Raw genomic sequence first — 24,493 nt, 5'->3', positions numbered from 1 at the left:
CGTCAGCGGTCGACGAGGCCGAGCCGATGCGCGAGGATGACCGCGTGGATGCGGTCGCGGGCTCCGAGCTTCGCCAGGATGCGACCCACGTGCGTCTTGACCGTGGATTCGCCGACGTACAGGGATGCCGCGATCTCCGCGTTGGAGAGACCCTGGGCGAGCGCGAGGAACACGTCGCGCTCGCGATCGGTCAGTGAGCGGTAGCCGGCATCGTCGATGTCGTCGGGAGCGGACGGCGTCGTGGCGCCCAGCTCCGGCCCGACGTGCTCCAGCAGCATGCGGGTGACCCGCGGCGCCAGGGCCGCGTCTCCGCGGTGCACGGCGCGGACGGCGGAGAGCATCTCGTGGCGCTGGGCGTCCTTCAGCAGGAAGCCGCTGGCACCCGCGCGGATCGCTCCGAAGGCGTACTCGTCGAGGTCGAAAGTGGTGAGGACGAGCACCTTCGTCTCCGGGTGCGCCCGCACGATCGCCTGCGTCGCGGCGATGCCGTCGAGCTGCGGCATGCGGATGTCCATGAGGACGAGGTCGGGAGCGAGCGCCGCACTCTGCGCGATCGCGGCGCTCCCGTCTCCGGCCTCGCCGATGACCACGATGTCGGGCTCCGCTTCCAGGACCATGCGGAATCCGAGACGGATCAGCTCCTGATCGTCGACCAGGAGCACACGGATCTGCGTTGTCATGTCTTCTCCTCTCCGGGCGGCGTCACGGCCGGGTCTTCGGACGACGTCGGCAGCACGGCCCGCAGGAGCCACCGTCCCGTCCCGTCCGGCCGCGACTCGACCGTGCCGTGGACGTGCGCGGCGCGTTCCGCGAGGCCTCGCACGCCGAAGCCGCCGACCCGCGGTGGCCCCGTCACGCCGTCGTTGACGATCTCGACCACCACGGTATCGCTCCCGTAGTCCAGGCGCACGGACGCCGAGGTCGCGGTCGGGGCATGCCGCATCGCGTTCGTCAGCCCCTCCTGCACGATGCGGCCGAGCGCGTGGGCGACGTCCGGCGAGACCTCGGCCTGACCGGTGGTCGACAGCGTGACGGGGTACCCGGTCCGCTGCGCGGCCGCTACGGTGTCCTGCGGCGGCGCCGGCGCCACGGGCGCGAGGGGGAGCGGGGTGTCGTCGTCGCGCAGCACACCGAGCATCGAGCGCATCTGGGTGAGGGCGTCGCGGGCGGTGTCGGCGGCGGCGGTGGCGGCCGCGCGGGCACGGTCGCGGTCGGCCGTGGCCGCCGCGCCCTCCGACAGCGCCACCACCACCGTCAGGGAATGCGACACGATGTCGTGCATCTCACGCGCGATCCGTGCTCGTTCCGCGGCGGCGGCGAGCTGCGCCTGCTGATCGCGCTCCACGAGCAACTGGCGGGAGCGATCGATCACGGCATCCAGGTAGCGCTTCCGGTTGCCCACGTTGACGCCGATGAGCGTGCCGATGAGACCGAGGACCACCGTGCCGAGCAGAGCGTTGGCGGCCGCCTGCAGTGTGAAGACACCGAGTCCGTAGAGCAGTCCGGCGCTGGCGCCCGTCACCGCGGTGGCGGAGCCGAACGCGATCCATGCCGCGCGGGCGGAGCGGTAGACGGCCAGCGAGTAACCGGCGAACAGGAGCAGCGGGCTGCTCCCCGGCGTCGCGGAGAACAGGAGGAAGACCTCGAGGAGGATCGCGGCGGCGGCGGGGAGCCACGGGCGCCGACGTCGCCAGAGCAGCGTGCCGCAGGCGAGGACGACGCACACCGGCAGCAGCACCGACAGCAGCATCGCGTACGCTCCGAGCACGTCGCGGTCGACCCGCGCGGCGGGGGTGAGCGTGAGCAGGGTGCAGAGGAGGGCCAGCAGGACGTCGGCCAGGACCGGATGGCGCGTCCAGAACCGGCGGAACACGCCGGGAGGACGAGGGAGCCGCAGCCCCTCGTCCTCCCGGACCGTGTCCGGCCCGCGTCGCCGCGCCCGCACCGACGGCCTACGCGTCGCGTGTGCGCAGGACGGCCCAGGCCGCCAGCAGGCCGCCGACGACCCAGCAGCCGAGCGTGAGGAAGGCGACCGGAGCCTCCAGCGCGGCCGTGTCACCCGGAAGGATCGCGTTCTGCGCGGCGGACACGGGCAGATAGGCCGAGGCGTCGAGCACCCACGCCCAGGCCTCCCCGGCGAGCGAGAAGAAGCTCGCCACGATCGGGAGGACGAACAGCAGTCCGACGGTCGCCGCGATGGCCCCCGCACCCGAGCGCAGGATGAAGCCGAACGCGACGCCGATCAGCGCGAAGACGGCCATCGCGAGCGACGCCACGACGATCGGGAGGAAGGACTTCTCCGGGTCCGACCAGTCGATGCCCTGCTCGCGACCGGACACGATCGCGGAGACGGCCGCCGCGGCGACGCCGAAGATCACCAGCGACGACAGGAAAAGGAAGCCCGCGAGAACGAGCGACTTCGCCAGCAGCACCGACCCGCGGATGGGGTCGGCCGTCAGCGTCGATCGGATCATGCCGGTGGAGTACTCGCCCGTCACCGAGATGGCGCCGATGATGCCGGCCAGCAGCATCGTGAACTGGATGGGCATGACCACGGCCTGGATCGGGTCGAAGCCCGGGGCGTCGATCGCCTGGGCGATGAGGACGGCGATGCCGATGGTGAGGACGGCGGCGATCGCGATCGACCACCAGGTGGAGCGGACGGTGGTGAGCTTGATGGCCTCGCTGCGCATCGCGCGGACGAACGTCAGGCGTCGCCCGGGGTCGGCGGAGGGAGGGGCCACGGCCGGGGTCGTCACGGCGGGGGCGGCGGTCATGAGAGCTCCTTCGTGCGGTACTCGACGGCGTCGCCGGTGAGGGCGAGGTAGGCCTCTTCGAGGGATCCGGTGGTCGGGGTGAGTTCGTGCAGCGGGATTCCGCGGTCCGCGGCGAGATCGCCTATGCGTGCGGCCGGGAGGCCGGCGATGTCGAGGAGGTCGGGCTCCGCGCTGACGATCTCGACGTCGGGGCCGCCGACCGCGGCCGCGAGGTCGGTGGGGCGGGGCGTGCGCACCCGGACCCGGTTCGTGGTCCAGGAGCGGACGAGCTCGGCGAGCGGGGCGTCGGCCAGGACCTTGCCCCGGCCCATCACGATGACGTGGTCGGCGGTCTGCGCCATCTCGCTCATGAGGTGGCTGGAGAGCAGCACCGTCCGGCCTTCGGACGCCGCGTGGCGCACGAACTGCCGCACCCAGCGGACGCCCTCCGGATCGAGGCCGTTGACCGGCTCGTCGAGGATGAGGGTGTGCGGGTCGCCGAGCAGTGCGGATGCGATGCCCAGCCGCTGGCCCATGCCGAGGGAGAACTTGCCGGCCCGCTTGCGGGCGACCGAGCCGATGCCGGCGAGCTCGATGACCTCGTCGACCCGGGAGGTCGGGATGCCGTGCGTGGCGGCCATCGCGCGGAGGTGATCGCGGGCGGTGCGACCCGTGTGCACCGCCTTGGCGTCGAGGAGCACGCCCACCTCGGTGAGCGGGGCCCGGAGCTTGCGGTACTCCCGTCCGGCCACGGTCGTCCGACCCGCCGTCGGGCGGTCGAGCCCGACGATCATGCGCATCGTCGTCGACTTCCCGGCGCCGTTCGGTCCGAGGAAGCCGGTGACGGTCCCGGGCTGGACGGTGAAGGACACGCCGTCGACGGCGGTCTTGTCCCCGAATCTCTTGGTGAGGCCTTCTGCGGTGATCATGCGCTCCACGCTACGGACCGCCACGCCGTGGCGCGTCCTCCCAGAGGACGATTCTTCGAGCGCCGGTGATCGTCCTCCGGGAGGACGCTGCTGTGGAGGACGAGCCGGCGCGCCGCTCCGATAGTGTCGACGGGTGACCCCCTCCCGTCGGATCCCCGCGCCCGTGGCGCTCGGCGGAGCCGTCGCCATCGGGGTGATGACGGCGATCCAGGCGCGCATCAACGGGGTCCTCGGCGTGCGGGTGGACAACGGCATCGTCGCCGGGTTCCTCTCCTTCGCCGTCGGGCTCGCAGCGCTCGCCGTGGTCATCTCGTTCCTGCCGTTCGCGCGTCGCGGCGCGGTGCGACTCGTCCGCGGGATCCGCGCACGCACGATCCCGTTCTGGATGCTCCTCGGCGGAGCCTGCGGTGCACTCACCGTCTCCACCCAGGGGCTGACCGCCGGGATCCTCGGCGTGTCCCTCTTCACCGTGGGCGTGGTCGCGGGGCAGACCCTCCACGGCCTGGTCCTCGACCGCATCGGCTTCGGACCGGCCGGTGTCGTGGCGGTGACCCCCGGTCGGGTGATGGGCGGCGTGCTCGCGCTCGCCGCGGTCGGGATCTCGCTCTCCGGGGACGTGCTGGCGACGGCACCCCTGTGGATGCTGCTGCTGCCCTTCGCGGCGGGCGTCGGGATCGCGTGGCAGGCGGCGACGAATGGACGGCTCGCCCAGCGCGCCCGCTCGCCGATCGCGGCCACGTTGATGAGCTTCGTCGCGGGGACCGTGGTGCTCGCGCTCGCCGCCGGCACCAGCGTCGCGGTGCGGGGCTGGCCGGCCGCCCTCCCGACCGAGCCCTGGCTCTACCTCGGCGGCTTCCTCGGGGCGGGGTACATCCTGCTGGGCGCCTTGATCGTCGCGCACACGGGCGTGCTGCTGATGGGCCTGGGGTCGGTGCTCGGACAGCTCGTGACCTCGGTCGTCATCGACCTGCTATGGCCGGCGCAGGCGGGGCCGGCGCTGTGGCAGGTGATCGCGATGGTGGTCGTCGCCGTGGCGTCCGTGATCGTCGCGGTGCCGTGGCGGCGTCGGCGCTAGGACCGCTCGTCCGCGGCCTTCCGCGCCTTCTTCCTGGCCTTCTTCCTGGCTTTCTTCGCGGCCTTCTTCGCCTTCTTCTTCTCCGCCTTCGCGGTGTCCTTCGCCGCCGCGTCCCGCGCTGCGGACACCTCGGCGGACGGCTTCGGCGGGCGCGTGAGGAGCGCACGCGCGTCGACGGTCTTCCGGCGGCCCGGGCTCTTCCCTTCGGGTTTCGAACCGACGTAGAGCCACCCGAGCAGCTCCTCGTCCGGTCCCAGCCCGTGCATCCGCGCCACGGGCTCGGAGCGCGTGTAGTGCCCGGTGCGCCAGATCACGCCCCAGCCCGCTTCGTCGAGGAGAAGGCTCAGCACGTGGGCGACGCCCGAGGCCACCGCCTCCTGCTCCCATCGCGGCACTTTCTCACTCGCGCGGTAACTCGCGACGACGGCGATGAGGAGAGGGGCGCGCAACGGCTTGGTCGACGGCGCATCGTCCCCCTGCGCTTCGGCGATCGCGGCGCCGAGCGCCTCGCGATCCGGCCCGCGTAGCTCGATCAGCCGCCACGGACGCAGGGAAGAGTGGTCGGCCACGCGGCCCGCGGCGCCGACGAGCGTCAGCAGTTCCTCCCGGCCCGGGGCCGTGTCGCCGACCTTCGACCAGGACTGCCGTGCGCGGACGGCGTCGAGGGCGCTCACGACTCGTCGGGCGTGAAGTTCAGTGCGATCGAGTTCATGCAGTACCGGTCACCGGTGGGGGTGCCGAAACCGTCGGGGAAGACGTGACCGAGGTGCGAGCCGCAGGTCGCGCAGCGCACCTCCGTGCGGACCATGCCGAGACTGTCGTCCTCGAGCAGCTCCACGGCGTCCGGACGGACCGATTCGTAGAAGCTCGGCCACCCGCATCCGGAGTCGAACTTGGTGCCGCTCTTGAACAGTTCGGCGCCGCAGGCACCGCAGGTGTAGAGTCCGGCACGCTCCTCGTCGAGCAGCTCGCCGGTCCAGGCGCGTTCGGTCGCGGCCTGGCGCAACACGGCGTACTGCTCTTCACCGAGCTCTTTGCGCCATTCGTCTTCGGTCTTTTCCACGCTGTAGGGCATCGTGTCCTCCTGAGTCCCCTCCATTCTCCCTCGTGCGGAGCCTTCGTGGCGCTCCGCGACAGAATGGACGCATGACGGACGCCGTGCAGGAGCGCTACGCCCGATTCGCGCACGCCGAGGCCCCGGGGCGCAGCGCCCTGTACGCCGAATGGGCGGCCGGGGTCGCAGACGACGAGGAGGTCCGCGGGCTGCTCCACCGCATCCCCGCGAACCGGCGCCAGCCGCCGCTCGTCTTCGCCGTCTCCCGTCTGCTCGGTGCGCCGCACGGGCCGTACCGGCAGTGGCGTCGCTTCGTGCTCGCCCACGGAGACCGCCTCGTCCTCGAATGCACGCGGCGCGCGCTCCAGACCAACGAGCCGCTCCGGACGGCCGCGCTGCTGCCTGTGCTGTCCGAGATCGACGGGCCGCTCGCCCTGCTGGAAGTCGGCGCCTCCGCCGGCCTCTGCCTCTATCCCGACCGCTACTCGTACCGCTTCATCGACGACGAGGGAGCCCTGCGCCGTTCCCTCGATCCCGCGGACGGCCCGTCGTCGGTGGTGCTGGAGTGCGCCGTGTCCGGCGAGCTGCCGCGGCTGCGGATGCCCGACGTCGTGTGGCGGGCGGGCATCGATCTCGCTCCGCTCGATGCCCGGCGCGACGAGGACCGTGCCTGGCTGCGGGCCCTGGTCTGGCCGGGGGAGGACGGGCGGGAGGAGCGCATCGCCGCCGCTCTCGACATCGCCGCCGCCGATCCGCCGCTGCTCGTCGCGGGCGACGCGGTCGCGGAGGTGGAGCGACTCGCCCGCTCGGCCCCGTCGGAGGCCACGCTCGTCATCACGACTCCTGGCGTGCTCGTGCACATTCCGCGGGCGGGGCGGGAGGAGCTGCTCGCCCGCATCGCCGGGCTGTCGGCGCGCTGGATCACCCTCGACCCACCGGCGCTCCTCGACGTCTGGGAGCCCCCCGTCGCCGCGGAGTCCTGGCCCGGCTTCGTGGTCGCCCTCGACGGCCGGGTGCGTGCCGCCGCCGATCCGCTCGGGGCTCGGTGGGAGTGGCGCGCGGATGATCCGCCGACGGCGACCTAATCTGAGGACATGTCCGCAGATGCCCTCACGGAGCGCGACCGCGCGATCCTCGCCCTGGAGGCCGCCTGGCCGCGCCACGGCGGGATGAAGGAGGAGGTCATCCGGGCCCGCCTCGGCATGAGCGCGGCCCGCTACTACCAGCTCCTCGGCCGGCTGATCGACTCCGAGGCGGCCCTCGAGTTCGACCCGATGCTGGTGCGACGGCTGCGGCGACTCCGTGACTCGCGCGGCGCCCGGCGCGCCGCGCGGATCCCCGGCTTCACCGGCTGAACGCCCGGCGGACCGGCGACGCCCGGAGGCCGCGGACCGGTTTGTCAGCGACGTGCCGCTAGCATCGAGGGGTGTCCAAGCCCTCCCGTGATCGTTTCGACGAGGTCCCCCGTACGACCGGACGCGTGGGAGCACACCGCGCGGAAGAGCCGGGCATGAACGGCTGGGTCGTGCTGCTGTGGTCGTTCGTCGCCGCGCTGGTGCTCATCATCGTCGGCATCTTCGGGGCGCTCACGGTCATGGGGCGGATCGACCTGTTCCCCGAGGCGGCGCCGTCCGCGGCCCCCACGCCGGAGCAGACCGGTGTCATCGACACCTCCTACTCGGTGCTGATTCTCAACGCGTCGCCGGACGACGGGCTCGACGACCAGATGCGCGACACCCTCATCAACGAGGGCTGGCCGGCCGCGAGCGTGCTCGCGAGCGACAGCGAGAGCGACGACTTCGCGACCACCACCGTCTACTACGTCAGCGCGGAGGACGAGGAGGCGGCGACCGGTCTGGCCGGGATCATCGGCGGTGCCCAGGTCCAGCAGAGCGATTACTACGCCGGGCAGACCGAGGACGGGCAGAAGCAGCTGACCGTCGTGATCGGCGTCGACCGGACGGCGGCGGCCCCGGAGACTCCCGCGCCCTGACACCGGTGTCCCCACCGGACCACGCGGCTTGCACTCGATGGTGTCGAGTGCCAGAATGGCGTTAGCACTCTCTCACTCTGAGTGCTAAACCCACCGTCTACGTCCAGGAGGGACGACAAAACTCATGGCAAAGATCATCGCCTTCGATGAGGAGGCCCGCCGCGGCCTCGAGCGTGGCCTCAACATCCTCGCCGACGCGGTCAAGGTGACCCTCGGCCCGCGTGGTCGCAACGTCGTGCTCGAGAAGAAGTGGGGCGCCCCCACGATCACGAACGACGGTGTCTCCATCGCCAAGGAGATCGAGCTGGACGACCCGTACGAGAAGATCGGTGCGGAGCTCGTCAAGGAGGTCGCGAAGAAGACCGACGACGTCGCCGGTGACGGCACGACGACCGCCACGGTGCTCGCCCAGGCCCTGGTCCGCGAGGGGCTGCGCAACGTCGCGGCCGGCGCCGACCCCATCTCGCTCAAGCGCGGCATCGAGAAGGCCGTCGCCGCGATCACCGAGGAGCTGCTGAGCACGGCGAAGGAGATCGACTCCAAGGAGCAGATCGCCGCGACCGCCTCCATCTCGGCCGCCGACCCCGCGATCGGCGAGCTCATCGCCGAGGCCATCGACAAGGTCGGCAAGGAGGGTGTCGTCACCGTCGAGGAGTCGCAGACCTTCGGCACCGAGCTCGAACTCACCGAGGGCATGCGCTTCGACAAGGGCTACCTCAACCCGTACTTCGTCACGGACCCGGAGCGCCAGGAGGCCGTCTTCGAGGACCCGTACATCCTCATCGCGAACCAGAAGGTCTCGAACATCAAGGACCTCCTGCCCATCGTCGACAAGGTGATCCAGGACGGCAAGGAGCTCGTCATCATCGCCGAGGACGTCGAGGGCGAGGCTCTCGCGACCCTCGTGCTGAACAAGCTCAAGGGCATCTTCAAGTCGGTCGCCGTCAAGGCCCCCGGCTTCGGCGACCGTCGCAAGGCGCAGCTGCAGGACATCGCGATCCTCACGGGCGGTCAGGTCATCACCGAAGAGGTGGGCCTGAAGCTCGAGAACGCCACGCTCGACCTGCTGGGTCGTGCGCGCAAGGTCATCGTCACGAAGGACGAGACCACGATCGTCGAGGGTGCCGGCGAGGCCGACCAGATCGAGGGTCGCGTCACGCAGATCCGTCGCGAGATCGAGAACACCGACAGCGACTACGACCGCGAGAAGCTGCAGGAGCGTCTGGCGAAGCTCGCCGGTGGCGTGGCCGTCATCAAGGCGGGCGCTGCGACCGAGGTCGAGCTCAAGGAGCGCAAGCACCGCATCGAGGACGCCGTCCGCAACGCGAAGGCGGCCGTCGAGGAGGGCATCGTCCCCGGTGGTGGCGTCGCGCTCATCCAGTCCGGCACGAAGGCGCTCGACGCTCTCTCGCTCGAGGGCGACGAGGCGACCGGTGCGAACATCGTCCGCGTGGCGATCGAGGCTCCGCTGAAGCAGATCGCGCTGAACGCCGGTCTCGAGCCGGGTGTCGTCGCCAACAAGGTCTCCGAGCTCCCCGCGGGCCAGGGCCTCAACGCCGCCAGCGGCGAGTACGGCGACATGTTCGCACAGGGCATCATCGACCCGGCGAAGGTGACGCGCTCGGCGCTGCAGAACGCCGCGTCGATCGCCGGCCTGTTCCTGACGACCGAGGCCGTCGTCGCCGACAAGCCGGAGAAGGCCGCTGCTCCCGCGGGTGACCCTACGGGCGGCATGGACTTCTGACCCTCTGAGAGGTTCAGAGACTCCGTCTCACTGACAGAAAGCCCCCGGCTCCGGCCGGGGGCTTTCTGCGTGTACTCAGCGGAACAGGCTGGCGGAGAACTGGTCCGCCTCGGCGTACTGCGTGGCCACGGAGCCGAGCGAGGTGCCGATCCCGTCCAGGACGAGCTCGACGTGCTGCTGGGCGCCCTGCCATTGTTCGGCGCACCCCTGGAATGCGGTGGCGGCCGCCCCGACCCAGCTGCCCTGCAGCTGCCGGAGCTGCGACATGAGGGTGGCGGATTCCGTGCGCAGGCGCTCGATGGTGGCGCGGGTGGCGGCCTCCGCCGCATGGACGGCGTCGGTGTCGACGGTGAAGACGGTCATGGGGACTCCTTTCGAGAAGCCCCGACGCTACGCGCGGTGCCGTCGGCGACACCGTCGACCGCGGCGAGTTCACGGGAGGCCGAGGAGAACGCGCCGGGCGCGGTGCTCGGTGGAGGAGGGGCCGCTACGGCAGGTCGAGCCGGTCGAGCGGCTGCGTGTCCTCGAGCAGGTGCTCCGGCGTCGACCGCGCCGGGGCGAGGGGAAGCGTCACCGTGAACGTCGCTCCGCCGCCCGGGGTCTCGGACACCGCGATATCGCCGTTCAGCGCCTTGAGGATGGACGCGACGATGGCGAGGCCGAGACCGGAGCCTCCGGTCTCACGGGCCCGCGAGGTGTCGGCGCGCCAGAACCGCTCGAAGATCTGCTCGCGGATCTGCGGTGGGACACCCTCGCCGTGGTCGACGATCGAGATGCTCGCCCGTCCGGCGCTGCGATCCGAGTCCACCACGATCTCGATGGGGCTGTCTTCGGGGGAGAAGCGGCGCGCGTTGCCGAGCAGGTTCGTGACGACCTGCCGCACCTTGTTCTCTTCTCCGAGCACGATCGGCGGCGTCCGGACGGGGATGTCGGGCACCTCGCTGAAGTCGATCGCGGGCGGCTGCTCGGGCTGCCGCGGCCGACGGCGCAGGCGCGACAGGGTGGCCCGGGGGCGCGTCTTCGGCGCAGGTTCCGGTGTGATCGGGACGACCGGCGTACGGATCGGGGCGGTCGGCATGTTCTCCAGCGTCCGGTCGATGACGGAGATCATGCGCCCGGGTGCGGCCGCCCGCACGTCCAGGGCGGCGTCACGGGCGATGGGACGGAGGTCGAGGGGAACGATCTGCGGCTCCCGCTCCTCGTCGAGACGAGCCAGGGCGAGCAGGTCCTCCACGAGGACGCCCATCCGAATGGCCTCCTTCTCGATGCGCTCCATGGCCCGCGCCGTGTCCTCCTCGCCCTTGATCGCACCCATGCGGTAGAGCTCGGCGTACCCGCGGACGCTGACGAGCGGCGTCCGCAGCTCGTGGCTCGCGTCGCCGATGAACCGTCGCATGTGCTGCACGGTCCGGTCGCGCTGCGCCAGCGAGCGGTCGACGCGATCGAGCATCGTGTTGATGGCCGCGTTCAGGCGTCCGACCTCGGTGGTCGGCTCCAGGTCGGTGAGTCGCTGCCGGAAGTCGCCGGCGGCGATGGACATGGCGGTCTGCTCCACCTGCCCGAGCCGGCGGAAGGTGAGCGTGACCAGACCACGCGTGAGGAGCGCCGCGACGAAGATCGTGATGAGCGCGATCGTGATGTAGATCCCGAAGTACTGGCTGATGATGCGGTCCGCCTCGGCGAGGGGCAGCGCCACCATCTGGACGCTGAGGGGGTCGCCCTCCTGCTGCACGACGGCGGACGCCGCGTGGTAGACGCCGCCGTCCGCGTCCTCGAGGGCCAGCACCTGCTCCTCGTCGGCCTGGGCGTCCGACAGCGAGTATTGCGCGGGGAAGACCGGCGCCCGTCCCGATGCGCTCGGCGCGGTGGCGCGGAGCGCGCCCTCCGCGTCGTAGACCGCGAAGGAGAAGTCGCGCGGCTTCTCGTCCCGCGGGGTGTAGGTGGTGACGCCGTCGATCGTCGTCGTGTCGAAGTAGCGGTTGACGAGGTCGCTGGTCACCAGCGCCGGAAGCTGCGCATTGATGTTCTCGACGAGTGCGTTGCGCAGGAGCGGCACCGTGCCGATGCCCGCGACGAGCAGACCGAGCGCGAGGACGGCGACCGTGACGCCGGTGACCTTGGCGCGCAGACTGATGCGTCGCCACCAGGCGGTGACCGCATCGGGCTTGTGCGCCATGCGGTCCTCCCTGCTGCGACGGCGGTGCCGTCCGGGGACGGCGGGTGGTGGAACGGCGGTCTCAGACCGTCTTGCCGACCTTGAGCATGTAGCCGAAGCCGCGCTTCGTCTGGATCAGCGACTCCTCGGTGTGCGGGTCGATCTTGCGCCGCAGGTAGGAGATGTAGCTCTCGACGATGCCGGCGTCGCCGTTGAAGTCGTACTCCCACACGTGGTCGAGGATCTGCGCCTTCGACAGCACCCGATTGGGGTTGAGCATGAGGTAGCGGAGGAGCTTGAACTCGGTGGGACTCAGGTCGATCGGCTCCTTGCCGACGTGCACGTCGTGCGTGTCCTGATCCATCGAGAGCTCGCCGGCACGGATGATCGACTCCTCGTCGGCCTGCATCGTCCGGCGGAGGATGGCCTGGGCCCTGGCGACGATCTCGTCGAGGCTGAACGGCTTGGTGACGTAGTCGTCGCCGCCCGCGTTCAGGCCTTCGATCTTGTCCTCGGTGCCGTCCTTCGCGGTGAGGAAGAGGATCGGTGCCGTGAACCCCGCTCCGCGCAGGCGCTTGGTCACGCTGAACCCGTTCATGTCGGGGAGCATGACGTCCAGGATGATGAGGTCCGGCTCCTCCTCGAGGACAGCCGAGATCGTGGCGGCGCCGTTGGCCACCGTCTTCACCTGGAACCCGGCGAAGCTGAGACCCGTCGAGAGCAGGTCGCGGATGTTGGGCTCGTCGTCGACGACCAGGATGCGCGCAGCAGTCATGACCCCATTATGGTGACTTCGGCCATGCGCGGGCTGATTATCGTGCGGAACGGCGTGGACACGCTCGCTCCGCCGCAGGGTGGATGCGCTCCCCAGCGGCGCGGGAGAGGATCGAGGTATGAGTTCGATCGAGGACGCCGTCGCCGCCCCCGTCTCCCCGCCCGCATCGTCGTCGCCGCCCCTCTCGGACGGGGCGGAGTACCACCGCCTGGCCTTCCTCCGCCCGCGTCCGCGGTGGTGGAAGCCGCTCCTCACGGGAGTCCTCGGCTTCGTCCTCTACCTCGCGATCCTCCTCCTCGTGATCGTGCCGGTCGTCGTCCTGGCCGCTGTCATCCCCGAGTGGGGTGCGGAGCTGCCGTTGCTGCTGCGGACGACGGCGTACTTCCAGCTGGATCGTCCGTGGCTCCTCGTGGCGCTCGTGCTGCCGCTCATCCTGATGATCCCGGCCCTGCTGCTGGCCTCGCGCATCGTGCAGGGGCGTGGCGTCGGCCTGCTGTCGTCGGTCACCGGCCGGCTGCGGATGGGCTGGCTGTGGCGGACCCTCGCTCTGGCGTTCGCCGTGTTCGTGGTGTACTTCGCCGTGGTGCTCGGCTGGTCGGCGGCGGCCGGCGACCAGGTGACGCCCGACTTCTCGCACCCGGGGATCCCGCTCATGGTGATCCTGCTGCTCGCGCTGATCCCGTTCCAGGCGGCGGCGGAGGAGTACGTCTTCCGCGGGTACCTGATGCAGCTCGTCGGCCGGTGGCTGCGGCATCCGGCGTTCGCGATCCTGCTCCCGGTCCCGCTCTTCGTCCTGGGACACGGCTACGACGTGTGGGGAGCGGCGAGCGTCGGCCTCTTCGCCGTCGTCGCCGCCTGGCTGACGTGGCGCACCGGAGGCCTGGAAGCGGCGATCGCGCTGCACATCGTCAACAACCTGATGATCTTCCTGATGGGGTCCGTCGGGGTCGTCGATGCCAACGCGACCTCGGGGACACCCGTCGACCTGCTCGGCTCCGCGCTCGCGATGCTCGTCTTCGCCGTCGTCGCCGATCGGTGGGCGCGCCGCCGGGGCATCGCCCGCACGGCAACGGTCGCCGACGTCGCCGCGGGGACCCACGTGCTGCCGCGCCGGCTCCACGGCTGACGGCGTGCCCGGCCTCAGGCGGCGATCGCCTCGGCGTCCATGATCGTGTAGCTGTAGCCCTGCTCCGCGAGGAACCGCTGCCGGTTCTGCGCGTAGTCCTGGTCGATCGTGTCGCGTGCCACGAGCGTGTAGAAGCTCGCGGTGTGCCCCGACTGCTTGGGGCGCAGCAGACGCCCGAGGCGCTGCGCCTCCTCCTGGCGCGAGCCGAACGAGCCCGACACCTGGATGGCGACGGACGCCTCCGGGAGGTCGATCGAGAAGTTCGCGACCTTCGACACGACGAGCAGCGAGATCTCGCCCTCCCGGAACGCCCGGTAGAGCTCCTCCCGCTCCTCGACCGGAGTGGAGCCGGTGATCTGCGGGGCGTCGAGCGCCTGGGAGAGCGCGTCGAGCTGATCGAGGTACTGGCCGATCACGAGGATCTGCTCACCCTGGTGGGCGGCGATGAGTTCGCGGACGGCATCGATCTTCGCCGGGGCGGACGCCGCCAGCCGGTACCGCTCGTCGTCCGTCGCCGCGGCGTACTCCAGCCGGTCCGCCGGGGGCAGATCGACCCGCACCTCGAAGCAGGCGGCGGGGGAGATGAAGCCCTGCGCCTCGATCTGCTTCCAGGGCGCGTCGAAGCGCTTCGGGCCGATGAGGCTGAAGACGTCGCCTTCCCGCCCGTCCTCCCGGACCAGGGTGGCGGTGAGGCCGATGCGCCGGCGCGCCTGCAGGTCGGCCGTCAGCTTGAACACGGGCGCGGGCAGCAGGTGCACCTCGTCGTAGACGATCAGACCCCAGTCCAGGGCGTCCAGCAGCGCCAGGTGGGCGTACTCGCCCTTCCGCTTCGCCGTGAGGATCTGGTAGGTCGCGATCGTGACCGGCTTCACTTCCTTCGCCTGCCCGGAGTACTCGCCGATCTCCTCCGGTGTGAGGCTCGTCCGCTTGAGCAGCTCGTCCCGCCATTGGCGGGCCGAGACGGTGTTGGTCACGAGGATCAGGGTCGTGGTCTTTGTGGCGGCCATGGCCCCGGCGCCGACGATGGTCTTCCCCGCGCCGCAGGGGAGAACGACCACCCCGGAGCCGTCCTTCGAGAAGGCGTCGACCGCGTCCTGCTGGTACGGACGGATGGTCCACCCGTCCTCGGCGAGCTCGATCTCGTGCGGCGTGCCGGGCGTGTAGCCGGCGAGGTCCTCCGCCGGCCAGCCGATCTTCAGGAGCTCCTGCTTGATCTGGCCGCGGGCCCACGCGTCGACGACGAACGTCTCCGGCGTCGGGTGTCCGATGAGCAGCGGCTGGATGCGCTTGTTGTGGGCGACCTGCGCCAGCACGGCGGGGTCGGAGGAGCGGAGGATGAGCACGCCTTCGTCGTCGCGCTCGATGACCAGGCGTCCGTACCGGTTGACCGTCTCGCGGAGGTCGACGGCGACGGACGGCGGCACGGGGAAGCGCGACCAGCGGTCGAGCGTCTCCAGCATGTCCTCGGCGGTGTGGCCGGCGGCACGCGCGTTCCAGAGGCCGAGTCGCGTGATCCGGTAGGTGTGGATGTGCTCGGGGGCGCGCTCCAGCTCGGCGAAGATCGCCAGCTCGTGGCGGGCGCTCTCGGCGTCGGCATGGGCGACCTCGAGCAGCACGGTGCGGTCGCTCTGGACGATCAGGGGGCCATCAGACATAGCAGACCAGCCTACCGGCCCGTGGCTGCACGGGGCCTAGGACGGGACGACGGTCGCGGCGCGGATGCTCGACACGGGGAGAGTGCGCTCGACGTCGGCCGCCCGGTCGCGGCCCCGCAGGCGTCCGCCGCCGAGACCGGTGGCTTCGAGCAGGAGGTCGCGGGTGGAGCCGTCGGGCATGCCGACCGTCACCCGCAGCACGGCCTTCGCGCGGACGGCCGCCTCCAGCTCCCGGTCGAGCCAGGCGGCGTCCGCATCCGGTCCCTGCCGGGCGCGGAGCCGGGCGATCAGCGGGCCGTAGTCGGGGGTCGCCACCGGTTCCGCCGTCGCCGCCGCATGCCGGGTCCGCACCGTGACGGCGCCGTCGCGGTCGACGAGCGTCGCCGGGTAGCGGGCGTCGGTCAGCGCCCAGTAGACGGTGTCCTGGCCGACCTTGGTCGTCAGCGACCCGACGTGAGCGGTGAGCCCGAGCGGACGCAGGGACTGATCGACGGCCATCGCCTCGAGGAGGTGCGGGTCCGCGCTCTCCACACGGGTCCGCCCGGTCTCGTCGTCGACGGAGACGCGCACGAGGCCGTGGCGCTGGGCGGTCTGTGCGACGAGATAGCCGAGTGGCTGCGGGATGCCGGTGAGCGAGATGCCGCCCAGGAACTCCAGGATCGAGGCCTCGTCCTCCCCGGCGGCGAACGCATGGGCCACCGACTCCGCGGTGAACCGGTACGACGAGGCCTGCGCCGCGGACTCCCGGCGCGCCAGGGTGCGCAGGCGCACATCGAGTGCCGGTTGCAACGGCCCCGGCGCGATGGCGGTGAGGTCGTTCTGCAGGAAGATCCGGTCGACCTCGGTGGGCAGGAGCGCCGAGAGCCCGGAGGGGTCGGCCGCGTCTCCGCGCCGGAGTGCGTGCGCCCAGGCCGGCTCCGAGCCGTCTTCGGCGATGAGGCCGAGCAGCCGGGCGGCCTCGGCCTGCCGTGCGGCCTCCGCCGGCCAGGACGGGTCCCACGGGTGCGCGTGGGGCCATGCCGACGCAGGGATCCAGCCACCGCTCGCCGAGCGCAGCCCCCGGGGGAGGGTGTCGCGGAACGCCGTCGCCAGTCGCGCCCAGCGCGCCGTGGCGGGGGAGCGGAGCCAGTCCTCCGCGGTCGTCGTGGTGCGCAGCAGCCGGTCGGCGGGAGTCGCGAGGTCGGCGCGGAGGGCGAGCGCCACCAGCGGATCGACGCTCTCGACGTCGAGACCGAGCTCGGACAGCTGTCGCTTCTGCCCCGCGCTCACGGCCCCGCCCATGAGCAGGGTGAACGGCTGATCCCTGGCGAGGAGGAGGATGTCCGCGAGCACGCCGACGGTGGTGAAGGCCCGCTCCGCGGCGTGCGCGGCGACGGCCTCGCTCGCAGCCGGCGTCGGCGTCTCATCGAGGGGTGCGGGTCGCGACCGTTCTGCGACGGCCTCCGAGACCGGCGGGTGGGGGGTGCCGTCCGGACGGAGCAGAGCGAGCGCGGTCAGGCGCGCCCTCTCGTCACCGGCGCCGTCCCCCGCGACGGCGTCGACGAGCGCGGCGGCCTCGGACGCGGTGAGGAGGGGGAGTGCGCGTCCCACCGAGGACGGTTCGAGCAGCGCCTCCGCCGCATCGAAGAGGTCCTGCCATCCGACGTCGGGGCGCACGCCGCGGGCGGCGAACAGCCCGGCCAGCTCGTCATCGCTCGCCGCGGCCAGGTGGTCGGCCAGCGGTCGTGCGTGCGTGCTCATCTGTGCGGCCTCAACGACGCGACTCGGCGCGCCCCTTCCGCACGAAGCTCATCACCAGCAGGACGATGATCATCACGAACGCGACCGGGAGACCCCAGTAGGGGATCGCCGCGATCAGGGGCCACAGGCCCTCCCCGAACGCGGCCCGGTCCATGCCCAGCGCGGTGCCGATGATGATGACGAAGAAGCAGATCACCGAGGCGGCCGCGATGCCGAGCGCGGTGAAGGCCAGGATGCGGTCGATCCGACGGATGGGGACCTCCGGTCCGGGGTTCTTCGTGCTCATCGGTCCCACCCTACTCGCACCCGCGGGAGCGGTTCCGTTCCGCCGGTGACCGGTAGGCTGGGGGCACGCGCACGAGCGCGCTCCGTTCTGCATTCGATTCCAGCGAGGTTCTCCCATGCCCACCGGCAAGGTCAGGTTCTACGACGAAGACAAGGGTTTCGGCTTCATCGCCAGCGATGACGGCCAGGACGTCTTCCTGCACGCCTCCGCGATGCCCGCCGGCACCGTGGTGAAGGCGGGTGCGCGCGTGGAGTTCGGCGTGGCCGACGGCAAGCGCGGCCTGCAGGCGCTGTCGGTGCGCGTGCTCGAAGCGCCGCCCAGCCTGGCGAAGGCGAAGCGCAAGCCCGCCGACGACATGGCCATCATCATCGAGGATCTCGTGAAGCTCCTCGACGGCATCGGGGGCGACCTGCGCCGCGGCCGCTATCCCTCCTCCAGCCACGGCCGCAAGATCGCGGCCGTCCTCCGCAAGGTCGCCGATGACCTCGAAGCCTGACGCCGACGCGCGCCTCATCGAGGCGCACGACCTCGCGCTCGCGTCGCTGCGGGAGATCACTCCCGCGGCGACCATCGGTCCGGCCGCCGGCTTCGTGCCGGAGGATGACGGGTCCGTCTCCCTGCGGTTCGAGAACCGTCTTCCCGGCTACCCCGGCTGGTACTGGACCGTCACCGTCGCCCGCGTGGACGACGAGGAGCCCACCGTCCTCGAGGTCGAGCTGCTGCCCGGCGACGGCGCCCTGCTCGCGCCGGAATGGGTGCCGTGGGCGGAACGCCTGGCCGAGTACCGCGCGCACCAGGCGGAGCTGGCCGAGGCGGCCGCGGCCGCGGAGGACGCGCCGGAGGCGGATGACGCGGAGGACGGCGACGATGTCGAAGACGACGCCCTCGGCGAGGACGACCTCGACGACGACGGCTCCGACATCCTGCACGCGGGCGACCTGGACGGCGTCGACATCGACGAACTGGATGATTCCGCCGAGGACTCCGACGACGAAGAGTCCGACGAGGATGACGACGACGATTCGTATGACGGCGACGAGTCCGGAGACGACGACGCCGACGCCCGCGATGCGTACGCCGGCGACGACGAGGAGTGACCCGGGCGGTCAGCCGCCCAGATTCTCCTGCACGAAGTCGATGGCGCGGATGAGCTGACGCACGTCGTCCGGCTCGATCGAGACGAAGGTCGCCACCCGCAGCTGGTTGCGGCCGAGCTTGCGGTACGGCTCGGTGTCCACGATGCCGTTGGCGCGCAGCGCCTTCGCGATCGCCGCCGCATCGACGCTCTCGTCGAAGTCGATGGTCGCCACGACGGGCGAACGGTGCGCCGGGTCGCTGACGAAGGGCGTCGCCACGGCGGAGGCCTCGGCCCAGTCGTACAGCACCGAGGAGGACTCGGCCGTGCGGGCGGCCGCCCAGGCGAGGCCGCCGTTGTCGAGGATCCACTGGAGCTGGTTGTCCAGGAGCAGCAGGGTCGCGAGCGCGGGGGTGTTCAGCGTCTGGTTCAGCCGCGAGTTGTCCAGCGCGTGCTTGAGGCTGAGGAACTCCGGGATGTACCGGCCGGAGGCGGCGATCCGCTCGATGCGGTCGATGGCGGCGGGGGAGACGGCGGCGAACCAGAGTCCGCCGTCGGAGCCGAGGTTCTTCTGCGGGGCGAAGTAGTACACGTCCGCCTGCGCCATGTCGACGTCGATGCCGCCCGCGGCGCTCGTCGCGTCGATCACGGTCAGCGCGCCTTCCGCCCGCACCCGCTCGACCGGAGCGGACACGCCCGTCGAGGTCTCGTTGTGCGGCCAGGCGTAGACGTCCACGCCGTCGACGATCTCCGCGGCACTCCGCGAGCCGGGCTCGGCCGAGCGCACGTCCGGCGCCTCGAGCCAGGGGGCGCCGGCCGCCTTGGCGAACTTGCCGCCGAACTCGCCGAAGACGAGGTTCTGGCTGCGCCGTTCGATGAGGCCGAAGGCCGCCGCGTCCCAGAACGCGGTCGACCCGCCGTTGCCCAGGATGATCTCGTACCCCTCGGGCAGGCGGAACAGCGCGGCGAGCTGCTCGCGGGTGCTGCCGACGAGGTTCTTCACCGGAGCCTGGCGATGCGACGTCCCGAGGACGGAGGCTCCCGCCGTGACGAGCGACTCGAGCTGCGCGCCGCGCACCTTCGAGGGGCCGCAGCCGAAGCGGCCGTCAGTGGGCAGGAGGTCACGGGGAATCTCGATCGCCATGGCTTGATTCTAGGGGGGAGCGCCGATCCGATGTCGCCGGGGGAATGTAGGCTTGCCTAAGAACTTCGGAGGGCCCACATGACCGATCTGATCGACACCACGGAGATGTATCTCCGCACCATCCTCGAGCTCGAGGAGGAGAACATCGTCCCGCTGCGCGCGCGCATCTCGGAGCGCCTCGGCCACTCCGGGCCCACCGTCTCCCAGACCGTCGGGCGCATGGAGCGCGACGGGCTGGTGGTCGTGTCCGAGGACCGCACGCTCGAGCTGACCGACGCGGGCCGCCGGAAGGCCGTGGACGTGATGCGCAAGCACCGGCTCGCGGAGCGTCTGCTGTCCGACGTCATCGGGCTCGACTGGGCGTTCGTCCATGAAGAGGCCTGCCGGTGGGAGCACGTCATGAGCGAGCAGGTGGAGCGACGTCTCGTCGAGCTGCTCGGTCACCCGACCGAGTCGCCCTACGGCAACCCGATCCCCGGTCTCGACCAGCTCGGCGACCTCCCCGCACGCACCTTCGATGAGGGGGTCATCGGCCTCGTGCAGCGGCTGAACGCCGCGGGGGAGCCCGTCGAGGGCACCGTCCGCCGTCTGGCCGAGCCCGCTCAGGTGGATCCCGAGCTGCTGGAGCAGCTGCGCGATGCGGGTGTCGTCCCCGGAGCGCACGGAGACTTCCGCTTCAACGAGGGCTACGTGCTCATCCAGATGGACGGTAAGGAGGAAGGCCTCGAACTCCCCGTCGAGCTGGCGTCCCACATCTTCCTCGTCGGCGAACCCGCCTGAACGCCCCTCACCGCGTATTGTCAGTTTCCCAGGGTGACATGATCGTTATCTTCCGGTAACCTCGGTCAGGTCCTCAGCGAAGAAGCCCGCTGGGGGCGAACCGCGAAGATCCGCCTTCCGGCTCGTCGTCTTCTCCATGAGGGATGCACTCGAACCCGAGTGGTGCATTCCTGCCCTGGGGCAGAGTGTCGACGGGCCAGCGCCGCCCGAGGTGCGAAGGCTCAGGAGGACCACGTTTTGGCCGCAGACATCGAACCGACCGCGAAGACATCTGAAGATCGAGTACCCGCCCGACGCACCGGCGCCCGGGTGAACGCTCGAAAGATCGCAGCCCCTCTCCGGTCGGTGGCGATCTTCGGCGCCGTCGGCGCTCTCGTCGCCGCCGTCGCCCTTCCCGCGTATGCGGCGTCCAAGCCGACCGATGCGACCGCGCAGACCGTGCAGCAGCTCGCCGCAGTCGACGCGCAGTCGCTCGTGGTCGCCTCCGAGGCGACCGCCGCACCGCTCGTCCGCGGAACCTTCACCGCGACGACGCCCGAGGAGATCGAGAAGAAGAAGGCCGAGGAGGCTGCGGCCGCCGCGGCCCGGGCCGCCGCTGCCGCCGCGTCCGCCTCCGCTCCGTCCTCCGGCAACTTCAACACCGCCGGATACGCGCTCGTGGCCCCGGGCTCCGGCCAGGTCCGCTACCCGCTGCCGCTCGGCTCCTGGAACGTCAGCCGCACGATCGGCGGCGGCCACAACGGCGCCGACATGCTCGCGCCGGCCGGTACTCCGATCTATGCCGCTGCCGCGGGCGTCGTCCGCGCGTCCGCCGAGAGCATCGGCGGCTACGGCGTCGCCGTGATGCTCGACAGCGTCGTGGGCGGCCAGCAGGTGCAGACCACGTACGGTCACATGCTCTACGGATCGCGCCAGGTCCAGGCCGGCCAGACGGTCGCCGCCGGACAGCTGATCGGCTACGTCGGCAGCACCGGGCGCTCCACCGCGAACCACCTGCACTTCGAGGTCTGGATCAACGGCGGCCTCGTCGAGCCGATGTCCTGGCTCTCCGTCAACGCCGGCTGACCAGGACACGTTCTCGAGCATTCATCTGCCGTTCCGCCTCGGTCCTCGCGGGATGGGTTAGCCTGAACCCGTCGTCATACAGGCGGGAGAGGCTGATGAAGCGAACACCGAGCATCCGAACCATGGACGCTCTCGGTCGTCACGTCCTTCGGCATTGCCCGCAGGGATGCCGCGGTACCGCCGCGCGCGAAAGGCGCCGTCTCTAGACGGCGCCTTTTCTCGTCCCTGCGAACACTCTTCCTCCTGCACGACGTCGTGTGAGTCGAGAGTGCCGGGAAGCCGTCCCGGCGGATCGAGAGGATGACGAATGCGCACACTGGTCCTGAACGCCGGATACGAGCCCTTGGCGATCGTGTCCTTCAAGAGAGCCCTCGTCCTGGTCATGAACGACAAGGCGACGGTGATCGAACGTGTCGAGGACGACCCCGTCTGGGGCACCCGCGGCGTCTACGACCGCCCGGCGGTGATCATCCTCTCCCGCTACGTGCGCGTCCCCACGAGCCGGCGGGTGCCGGTCACCCGGCGCGGCGTCCTGCGGCGCGATGGGCACCGCTGTGGATACTGCGGCAAGACCGCCGCGACCATCGACCACGTCCTCCCGCGTTCCCGCGGCGGAGCGGACTCGTGGGAGAACCTCGTCGCCTGCTGCCTGCGGTGCAACAACCTCAAGAGCAATCGCACCCCGCAGGAGATGCGCTGGCAGCTGCGGTTCACGCCGCGACCCCCGCATGGGACCGCGTGGACGGTGCGGGGTGTCGAACGCAGCGATCCACGCTGGGAGCCCTACCTGGCCCTCGCCGCCTGACCTGGCACGCGCGAGGGCGCGTTGCCCCCGTCCCGTAGACTGGCAGCGCGCCCTCGTAGCTCAGCAGGATAGAGCAGCCCTCTCCTAAAGGGCAGGTCGCAGGTTCGAATCCTGTCGAGGGCACCCTCCGCGTCCGCGTGTGTCAGGGTTCGCCGCGCCGCCACAGCTTCGACGGCCACCAGATCGCCTTGCCGATGTCATACGAGAGCGCCGGGACGAGCAGCGACCGCACGACGAAGGTGTCCAGCAGCACGCCGAACGCGACGATGAACGCCAGCTGCACGAGGAACAGGATCGGGATCACCGACAGGGCCGCGAAGGTCGCCGCGAGCACCAGGCCCGCGGAGGTGATCACGCCACCCGTGATCGAGAGTCCGCGGAGGATGCCCTCCCTGGTGCCGTGCTGCTTCGACTCCTCCCGGACCCGCGTCATGAGGAAGATGTTGTAGTCGATGCCGAGCGCGACGAGGAACACGAAGCCGTAGAGCGGGACGGCAGGGTCGGCACCGGGGAAGTCGAAGATGCCGTTGAACACCAGCGCCGAGACGCCGAGGGCGGTCCCGAACGACAGCACCGTGGTGAGGATCAGCAACACGGGCGCGAGGATCGAGCGCAACAGCAGCATCAGGATGATCATGATGACGACCAGGATGAGCGGGATGATCAGGTTGCGGTCGTGGATGGACGCGTCGTTCGTGTCGATCGACGTCGCCGTCACCCCGCCCACCGCGGCCCCGAGGTCGTCGAGCTCGGTGCGCAGCTCGCGCACGGTGGAGGCGGCGGCCTCGGAATCGGCGGCATCCGTCAGCGTGCCCTGCAGGAGCACCTGACCGTCGACCGTTGTCGGCTCGGGTGCCGGGGTCCCGGGAGGCCCGACGGCGGTGATCCCTTCCGCGGTGACGGGCGCGGTCCCGCTCGGGGAGTCGGCGGCGGTGACCGTCACGCCGTCCACCCCGTCGTTGTCGAGGAGGATGTCCGCCGCGTCCTGCAGGCGGTCCTCGTCCACGATCACCGAGACGGGGCTGCCGGAGCCGCCGGGGAAGTGCTCGCCGAGTGCGACCTGGCCGTCCCGTGCCTCGGACGCACCGAGCACGAGGTCGGACTGCGGGACGCCCTGCGCATCGAGCTGGGTCACTCCCGCGGCGCCGGCGAGCAGGACGAGGGTGGTCACGATCCAGATCGCCCGCGGGCGCTTGGTGATGAGGCCGGAGAGCCGGGCCCACAGGCCGGTGGTGCGCATGCCGTGCTCCGCGGCGACGACCTCGGGCTCGAACCGCGGACGGCGGGGCCAGAACACCGCGCGGCCGAACAGGAGGAGCAGTGCCGGCAGGAGGGTGAGGGCGGAGAGCATCGCGAACACGATGCCGATCGATGCGACCGGACCCAGCGTGCTGTTCGACTTCAGATCGCTGAGCAGCAGGCACAGGAGTCCGGCGATCACGGTGCCGCCGGAGGCGACGATCGGCTCGACCGACCCCTTCCATGCGGCGAGGAGGGCGACGCCCTTGTCCTGCGCCACCCGCAACTCCTCCCGGTATCGCGCGACGAACAGCAGCGCATAGTCGGTCGCGGCGCCGATCACGAGGATGAAGAGGATGCCCTGGGTCTGGCCGCTGAGCAGGAGGATCTCCCATTTCGCCAGCCACCACACGACGAGGAGGGCGACGCACAGGGCGAACAGGCTCGTGGAGAGCACGACGAGCGGCAGCAGGAACGACCGGTAGACGAGGACGAGGATCACGAGCACGGCGAGCAGGGCCACGCCGAGCAGGAGACCGTCGATGCCCGCGAAGCCTGCGGCGAGGTCGGCCGTGAAGCCCGCCGGTCCCGTGATGTACACGGTGATGCCGTCGGGCACCGCGGCGCGGAGCTCCTCGCCGAGAGCCGTCGTGGCCTCGCTCAGCTCGGCGTCGCCGTCGATCGGGATGAAGGCCTGCACGGCCCGTCCGTCCTCGGACGGGAGGGCCGGGGAGACATCGTCCGCGACCCCCTCGACGTCCGGGGCATCGGCGACGGCCGCGGAGATGGCCTCGAGCTCCGACGGCGTCAGCTCCTCCTCGGATGTGAACACGGCGATCGCGGGGATCGCGTCGCTGTCGGTGAACTCGCCGAGCAGCTGCTGCACCGTCGTGGCGTCCGCCGATTCCGGGAGGTAGGTCGTCTGGTCGTTCGAGGACACCTCGTCGACCTTGCCGAAGAGCGGACCGCCGAGTGACGCCCCGACCAGCCACACCAGGATGAGGGCGACGGGCAGGAACACCCGCAGCCAGGAATGGCGTCGGGTGCGCTCGCGGGTCGGCGGCGTCGGTGCGGGGGCGGGGCGGGACATCGGGGGT

Annotated in this window: 24 protein-coding genes, 1 tRNA gene and 1 pseudogene; 12 read left to right on the top strand and 14 right to left on the bottom strand. The window is 71.0% G+C overall.

Annotated elements, in window-relative coordinates:
* Positions 1-2 precede the first annotated feature (2 nt).
* The 4 genes from KAF39_RS00240 to KAF39_RS00225 form a co-directional block, all read right to left on the bottom strand.
* On the bottom strand, positions 3-680 hold the full coding sequence (locus KAF39_RS00240) for a response regulator transcription factor (RefSeq protein WP_210675446.1): 678 nt from the start codon (positions 678-680) through the stop codon (positions 3-5).
* Positions 677-1,873 carry a sensor histidine kinase gene (locus KAF39_RS00235; protein WP_210675445.1) on the bottom strand — a complete coding sequence of 399 codons (1,197 nt, stop codon included), beginning with the start codon at positions 1,871-1,873 and terminating at the stop codon, positions 677-679. The genes KAF39_RS00240 and KAF39_RS00235 overlap by 4 nt, the downstream gene beginning before the upstream one ends.
* 79 nt (positions 1,874-1,952) lie before the next feature.
* Positions 1,953-2,777 (bottom strand): ABC transporter permease, encoded by an 825-nt coding sequence (locus KAF39_RS00230; RefSeq protein ID WP_210675444.1) that lies wholly within the window; start codon positions 2,775-2,777, stop codon positions 1,953-1,955.
* A complete protein-coding gene (locus KAF39_RS00225; RefSeq protein WP_210675443.1) occupies positions 2,774-3,685 on the bottom strand; it encodes an ABC transporter ATP-binding protein in 912 nt (303 codons plus the stop codon). The genes KAF39_RS00230 and KAF39_RS00225 overlap by 4 nt, the downstream gene beginning before the upstream one ends.
* Before the next feature lie 163 nt (positions 3,686-3,848).
* On the opposite strand from KAF39_RS00225, the gene KAF39_RS00220 reads away from it, so the two are divergent.
* The gene (locus KAF39_RS00220) at positions 3,849-4,760 is read left to right on the top strand and encodes a DMT family transporter (protein WP_210677891.1); all 912 of its coding nucleotides are present in this window, start codon (positions 3,849-3,851) and stop codon (positions 4,758-4,760) included.
* Positions 4,761-4,903: 143 nt separating this feature from the next.
* Here KAF39_RS00220 and KAF39_RS00215 read toward each other — a convergent pair.
* Positions 4,904-5,434, bottom strand: a pseudogene (locus KAF39_RS00215) (nitroreductase family protein); the annotation flags it as partial.
* The gene (msrB, locus tag KAF39_RS00210; RefSeq protein WP_210675441.1) at positions 5,431-5,835 is read right to left on the bottom strand and encodes a peptide-methionine (R)-S-oxide reductase MsrB; all 405 of its coding nucleotides are present in this window, start codon (positions 5,833-5,835) and stop codon (positions 5,431-5,433) included. The pseudogene KAF39_RS00215 and the gene msrB, both read right to left, overlap by 4 nt.
* A 71-nt stretch (positions 5,836-5,906) precedes the next feature.
* Between msrB and KAF39_RS00205 the strand changes: the two genes are divergently transcribed.
* The 4 genes from KAF39_RS00205 to groL all read left to right on the top strand — a co-directional run bounded on the left by KAF39_RS00205 (position 5,907) and on the right by groL (position 9,551).
* Positions 5,907-6,899: a DUF2332 domain-containing protein gene (locus KAF39_RS00205; RefSeq protein ID WP_210675440.1), complete on the top strand. Its 993-nt coding sequence runs from the start codon at positions 5,907-5,909 to the stop codon at positions 6,897-6,899.
* Between the two features lie 9 nt (positions 6,900-6,908).
* Positions 6,909-7,169, top strand: a complete 261-nt coding sequence (locus KAF39_RS00200; RefSeq protein WP_210675439.1) for a DUF3263 domain-containing protein — start codon at positions 6,909-6,911, stop codon at positions 7,167-7,169.
* 71 nt (positions 7,170-7,240) lie between these two features.
* Positions 7,241-7,807, top strand: a complete 567-nt coding sequence (locus KAF39_RS00195; RefSeq protein ID WP_307804979.1) for a LytR C-terminal domain-containing protein — start codon at positions 7,241-7,243, stop codon at positions 7,805-7,807.
* A 124-nt stretch (positions 7,808-7,931) separates the two neighbouring features.
* Positions 7,932-9,551, top strand: coding sequence for a chaperonin GroEL (groL, locus tag KAF39_RS00190; RefSeq protein WP_025105526.1), 1,620 nt, complete (start codon positions 7,932-7,934; stop codon positions 9,549-9,551).
* Between the two features lie 75 nt (positions 9,552-9,626).
* Here the strand turns inward: groL and KAF39_RS00185 are convergent, their stop codons facing one another.
* The 3 genes from KAF39_RS00185 to KAF39_RS00175 form a co-directional block, all read right to left on the bottom strand.
* Complete coding sequence (locus tag KAF39_RS00185; protein WP_210675438.1) at positions 9,627-9,914, bottom strand: WXG100 family type VII secretion target; 288 nt, start codon at positions 9,912-9,914, stop codon at positions 9,627-9,629.
* 124 nt (positions 9,915-10,038) lie between these two features.
* Complete coding sequence (locus KAF39_RS00180) at positions 10,039-11,727, bottom strand: cell wall metabolism sensor histidine kinase WalK (RefSeq protein WP_210675437.1); 1,689 nt, start codon at positions 11,725-11,727, stop codon at positions 10,039-10,041.
* Positions 11,728-11,788: 61 nt separating this feature from the next.
* Positions 11,789-12,481: a response regulator transcription factor gene (locus tag KAF39_RS00175; RefSeq protein ID WP_025105529.1), complete on the bottom strand. Its 693-nt coding sequence runs from the start codon at positions 12,479-12,481 to the stop codon at positions 11,789-11,791.
* A 118-nt stretch (positions 12,482-12,599) separates the two neighbouring features.
* Here KAF39_RS00175 and KAF39_RS00170 point away from each other — a divergent pair, with 118 nt between their 5' ends.
* Positions 12,600-13,607 carry a CPBP family intramembrane glutamic endopeptidase gene (locus KAF39_RS00170; RefSeq protein ID WP_210675436.1) on the top strand — a complete coding sequence of 336 codons (1,008 nt, stop codon included), beginning with the start codon at positions 12,600-12,602 and terminating at the stop codon, positions 13,605-13,607.
* A gap of 14 nt (positions 13,608-13,621) precedes the next feature.
* On the opposite strand, the gene KAF39_RS00165 is transcribed toward KAF39_RS00170, so the two are convergent.
* The 3 genes from KAF39_RS00165 to KAF39_RS00155 are packed head-to-tail and all read right to left on the bottom strand — an operon-like array spanning position 13,622 to position 17,288.
* Positions 13,622-15,262 (bottom strand): DNA repair helicase XPB, encoded by a 1,641-nt coding sequence (locus KAF39_RS00165; protein WP_210675435.1) that lies wholly within the window; start codon positions 15,260-15,262, stop codon positions 13,622-13,624.
* 36 nt (positions 15,263-15,298) lie between these two features.
* Positions 15,299-17,002 carry a helicase-associated domain-containing protein gene (locus KAF39_RS00160; RefSeq protein ID WP_210675434.1) on the bottom strand — a complete coding sequence of 568 codons (1,704 nt, stop codon included), beginning with the start codon at positions 17,000-17,002 and terminating at the stop codon, positions 15,299-15,301.
* Positions 17,003-17,012: 10 nt separating this feature from the next.
* Positions 17,013-17,288, bottom strand: coding sequence for a multidrug ABC transporter ATPase (locus KAF39_RS00155; protein ID WP_210675433.1), 276 nt, complete (start codon positions 17,286-17,288; stop codon positions 17,013-17,015).
* 115 nt (positions 17,289-17,403) lie between these two features.
* Between KAF39_RS00155 and KAF39_RS00150 the strand changes: the two genes are divergently transcribed.
* The gene (locus tag KAF39_RS00150) at positions 17,404-17,784 is read left to right on the top strand and encodes a cold-shock protein (RefSeq protein ID WP_210675432.1); all 381 of its coding nucleotides are present in this window, start codon (positions 17,404-17,406) and stop codon (positions 17,782-17,784) included.
* Entirely contained in the window at positions 17,768-18,385 is a 618-nt protein-coding gene (locus KAF39_RS00145; RefSeq protein WP_210675431.1) for a DUF3027 domain-containing protein, read from the top strand. Before KAF39_RS00150 ends, KAF39_RS00145 begins: the two co-directional genes overlap by 17 nt.
* 9 nt (positions 18,386-18,394) lie before the next feature.
* Here the strand turns inward: KAF39_RS00145 and serC are convergent, their stop codons facing one another.
* Entirely contained in the window at positions 18,395-19,507 is a 1,113-nt protein-coding gene (gene serC, locus KAF39_RS00140; protein ID WP_210675430.1) for a phosphoserine transaminase, read from the bottom strand.
* 78 nt (positions 19,508-19,585) lie between these two features.
* Between serC and KAF39_RS00135 the strand changes: the two genes are divergently transcribed.
* The 4 genes from KAF39_RS00135 (at position 19,586) to KAF39_RS00120 (ending at position 22,280) form a co-directional block, all read left to right on the top strand.
* Complete coding sequence (locus KAF39_RS00135; RefSeq protein WP_105950253.1) at positions 19,586-20,287, top strand: metal-dependent transcriptional regulator; 702 nt, start codon at positions 19,586-19,588, stop codon at positions 20,285-20,287.
* 309 nt (positions 20,288-20,596) lie between these two features.
* Positions 20,597-21,352, top strand: coding sequence for a M23 family metallopeptidase (locus tag KAF39_RS00130; protein ID WP_307804976.1), 756 nt, complete (start codon positions 20,597-20,599; stop codon positions 21,350-21,352).
* 307 nt (positions 21,353-21,659) lie between these two features.
* Positions 21,660-22,157 (top strand): HNH endonuclease, encoded by a 498-nt coding sequence (locus KAF39_RS00125; protein WP_210675428.1) that lies wholly within the window; start codon positions 21,660-21,662, stop codon positions 22,155-22,157.
* A gap of 49 nt (positions 22,158-22,206) precedes the next feature.
* Positions 22,207-22,280 (top strand) — tRNA-Arg (locus tag KAF39_RS00120).
* A 19-nt stretch (positions 22,281-22,299) separates the two neighbouring features.
* Here the strand turns inward: KAF39_RS00120 and KAF39_RS00115 are convergent.
* Complete coding sequence (locus KAF39_RS00115) at positions 22,300-24,486, bottom strand: MMPL family transporter (protein WP_210675427.1); 2,187 nt, start codon at positions 24,484-24,486, stop codon at positions 22,300-22,302.
* Positions 24,487-24,493: the final 7 nt, after the last annotated feature.

Source organism: Microbacterium sp. BLY (genome assembly GCF_017939615.1).
In the GTDB taxonomy this organism is placed as follows: Bacteria; Actinomycetota; Actinomycetes; order Actinomycetales; family Microbacteriaceae; genus Microbacterium.
Note: the sequence above shows the minus strand (reverse complement) of the source record. Positions and strands in the feature narration are given on the sequence as shown.

Bases quoted from the DNA above. Each gene is read 5' to 3' on its own strand.
- KAF39_RS00230 (WP_210675444.1), bottom strand. From the start codon at position 2,777: ATGACCGCCGCCCCCGCCGTGACGACCCCGGCCGTGGCCCCTCCCTCC.
- msrB (WP_210675441.1), bottom strand. From the start codon at position 5,835: ATGCCCTACAGCGTGGAAAAGACCGAAGACGAATGGCGCAAAGAGCTC.
- KAF39_RS00155 (WP_210675433.1), bottom strand. From the start codon at position 17,288: ATGAGCACGAAGAACCCCGGACCGGAGGTCCCCATCCGTCGGATCGAC.
- groL (WP_025105526.1), top strand. From the start codon at position 7,932: ATGGCAAAGATCATCGCCTTCGATGAGGAGGCCCGCCGCGGCCTCGAG.
- KAF39_RS00200 (WP_210675439.1), top strand. From the start codon at position 6,909: ATGTCCGCAGATGCCCTCACGGAGCGCGACCGCGCGATCCTCGCCCTG.
- KAF39_RS00150 (WP_210675432.1), top strand. From the start codon at position 17,404: ATGCCCACCGGCAAGGTCAGGTTCTACGACGAAGACAAGGGTTTCGGC.
- KAF39_RS00160 (WP_210675434.1), bottom strand. From the start codon at position 17,002: ATGAGCACGCACGCACGACCGCTGGCCGACCACCTGGCCGCGGCGAGC.
- KAF39_RS00135 (WP_105950253.1), top strand. From the start codon at position 19,586: ATGACCGATCTGATCGACACCACGGAGATGTATCTCCGCACCATCCTC.
- KAF39_RS00170 (WP_210675436.1), top strand. From the start codon at position 12,600: ATGAGTTCGATCGAGGACGCCGTCGCCGCCCCCGTCTCCCCGCCCGCA.
- KAF39_RS00145 (WP_210675431.1), top strand. From the start codon at position 17,768: ATGACCTCGAAGCCTGACGCCGACGCGCGCCTCATCGAGGCGCACGAC.
- KAF39_RS00175 (WP_025105529.1), bottom strand. From the start codon at position 12,481: ATGACTGCTGCGCGCATCCTGGTCGTCGACGACGAGCCCAACATCCGC.
- KAF39_RS00225 (WP_210675443.1), bottom strand. From the start codon at position 3,685: ATGATCACCGCAGAAGGCCTCACCAAGAGATTCGGGGACAAGACCGCC.
- KAF39_RS00115 (WP_210675427.1), bottom strand. From the start codon at position 24,486: ATGTCCCGCCCCGCCCCCGCACCGACGCCGCCGACCCGCGAGCGCACC.
- KAF39_RS00240 (WP_210675446.1), bottom strand. From the start codon at position 680: ATGACAACGCAGATCCGTGTGCTCCTGGTCGACGATCAGGAGCTGATC.
- KAF39_RS00185 (WP_210675438.1), bottom strand. From the start codon at position 9,914: ATGACCGTCTTCACCGTCGACACCGACGCCGTCCATGCGGCGGAGGCC.
- KAF39_RS00125 (WP_210675428.1), top strand. From the start codon at position 21,660: ATGCGCACACTGGTCCTGAACGCCGGATACGAGCCCTTGGCGATCGTG.
- serC (WP_210675430.1), bottom strand. From the start codon at position 19,507: ATGGCGATCGAGATTCCCCGTGACCTCCTGCCCACTGACGGCCGCTTC.
- KAF39_RS00180 (WP_210675437.1), bottom strand. From the start codon at position 11,727: ATGGCGCACAAGCCCGATGCGGTCACCGCCTGGTGGCGACGCATCAGT.
- KAF39_RS00165 (WP_210675435.1), bottom strand. From the start codon at position 15,262: ATGTCTGATGGCCCCCTGATCGTCCAGAGCGACCGCACCGTGCTGCTC.
- KAF39_RS00205 (WP_210675440.1), top strand. From the start codon at position 5,907: ATGACGGACGCCGTGCAGGAGCGCTACGCCCGATTCGCGCACGCCGAG.